At 55.0% G+C, this 2,276-nt stretch carries 3 protein-coding genes; all 3 read right to left on the reverse strand.

What is annotated here, in order from left to right; translation table 11 throughout:
• Positions 1–1,041 (reverse strand): pectate lyase family protein (locus tag QT222_RS02205; RefSeq protein ID WP_491476163.1); only part of this gene is annotated, 1,041 nt, incomplete at its 3' end.
• A gap of 239 nt (positions 1,042–1,280) precedes the next feature.
• On the reverse strand, positions 1,281–1,847 hold the full coding sequence (locus tag QT222_RS02210) for a metal-dependent hydrolase (RefSeq protein ID WP_491476164.1): 567 nt from the start codon (positions 1,845–1,847) through the stop codon (positions 1,281–1,283).
• Positions 1,847–2,276: DUF1616 domain-containing protein (locus QT222_RS02215; RefSeq protein WP_491476165.1), on the reverse strand; the 430-nt coding region annotated here is incomplete at its 5' end. The genes QT222_RS02210 and QT222_RS02215, both read right to left, overlap by 1 nt.

Below are 2,276 nucleotides of genomic sequence, written 5' to 3' on the forward strand. Positions count from 1 at the left end.
CGGTGGGGGATCTGCAGCGGTTGGCGCGTGGAGATGGGTCGCCTGACAGGGGGTGTTGAACTCGATTTCGCTGTTGAAGATGTCGACTTTCCCCACGTCTGGTGACACCGTGATGGCTCTCGTGGGAACGTCGCCTTCGACGGTGATGTTCGAATTCTGAACCCGTGCCCACTCGACGTCATTTTGGATACTGACTGCCCGTCCATTGGGTTTCTTGAGGTGTACCTCGGTGTTTTCGACCCAGTTGTACTTACCACCGTCGAGGCGAATCCCGCGCTGGTTCGTGTCTCCGTCGCGTTGGTGGTTGACGATGACTGTCGCATTGTGGACGGAACTGTAGTCGCCGGAGAGTCGGATGTTTGCGATGTTACTGTTCTTGTAGGAGCCCCCTTTGACAACGACGCGGCCGTCGTCAGTCGAACAGTAGAGTCCGTTGTCCGGCCACGGGCCAACCTCACAATTCCGAACCCAGAGTTTACCGTGGTGGTACGGAGAGACGAGAATCCCTGTCGGTCCAACGGAGATGTCCCCCGGCGTGTTCTTCGAGAATTCGCCCCCGTACGGAATGTGAATGTTCTGTATCGTCCCGAGACCGGATGAACCGGTAATATCGAACAAGAACGGGCCGTATTTTCCGCTGTCGTGTTGTCCACTGACGGTGAGGTTTCGGGCGAGTAGGCCGTCTTTGACCTGTGCCTGTACGACACGAAGTCCCGTGTTGTCTTCGGTGAAGTCGAAGGTAAAGCCCTCGACGGTGAGGTCTTCACCCGGATGAGTGTACGTTCCCAGTTTGAATAACCACCGACCGTCGTAGTCGGAAGCCGGGACGATAGTCGCGTTTTCCCCACGAAGTTCGAATCCTTTGAACTTAGTGTGGCGGAACATATCGTCCATCATATATGTGCCGTCCGGGAAGTAGAGCGTCGTCCCGTCGTCACAAGGAATCGATTCTAAGATCGGATTGATAGATTTCTGTCCTGTCGGGTCCGCACCTTCATCGACGATGTTTACCCGGCCGTCGTCCGCTGCGGCCGTCCCCACGAATGAGCATGTTGCGAGTGCACCTCCAATTCCTTTCAGTGCTTGCCGACGTGATACTGTTCTGTGCTGTCCATCTGCGCTTGTTTTGCGCATCGCATGACCGTCGACATTGTAATCATTTGAATTTTGTTGCCGTTGATAATATAATATAATTTCTAAAACTATTAAAAATTAAAAGAATTAAACAAAGTTCCGAATGGATATATGTCTTCTCAAACCTATCTCATCTTTGTTGGCGTTCAGTGGTCGCTTCCGATACGATGACGAAGCCATCGAATACCCGGTGTTCCGTCAAGTACCCAGAGGACAGCGCCGAGCGAGAGGATAGCCACGTATCCGAGTACCAATACGAGGTTCTCCGGGTGCATCATCTGAAAGAGGAATGTTCCAACGTACGTTCCGAAGCGTTCGATGAAACTGATGTTACTTTCGTATGGTACCTGTGGTGCAAGCGGCCAGAGTAACCGTCCGAAATTGGGTCCGTTCGCGCGAAGCGCGAGCACGTCGGTGACGAGGTGTGATGCATACCCAACAAGAGCGGCGATGGATACGGGCTTGTCGCGTATTCGCGCCGAACCAGCGACGAGCATTATTACGGGGAGGCCGACGAAAACAGAGTGTGCTGGCCCGTAGCCTGTCGTGATGATGCCGAGCGTCCACGAGAGGGGCTTGTCGACGAGGTCAGGTATCTGCGTCGCCAGTGCGACAGCCAGTGCCGCTTTGTCGCTCGGCGGGCGACGCCAGGCGACACGGCTCAGTACCGAGTACGATACGTAACCGAAGAGCAAGTGCTCCCATGGTAACATCAGATGCTCGCCTCTTCGTTCGTTTGTGGCTGAGCCGGCTCTGTGTCGCCTTCACCGCCGTCGACAGAGACGACGAGTTGGACGGTTTGATACGCGCTTTCTCGGCTCGGTTCTGCCGGTGGCTCACCTTCGTAGACAAAGAACACGAGTCGCAAGGAGTTACCCGACATGGGCGGTGTCACGTCGTGGTTGATGTACGCGGTCTCGTTGTCTGCAACTGACCGCTGCACCCGCGAGAGTTCGTGTTCTTCTACAACCCGTGTGTTGTTCGCTACAGCTAGCGTTCCATTGTTCCCCCCAGCCCGCGTTTTGTTGTTCGCTACGGGCTGTGTTTTGTTGTTCGCTACGGGCTGTGTTTTGTTGTTCGCTACGGGCTGTGTTTCGTTGACTGTCTCTCCGACGCACGGTTCGTTGGCCGCGCTGTCGAGT

Source organism: Haloferax sp. s1, assembly GCF_058382125.1.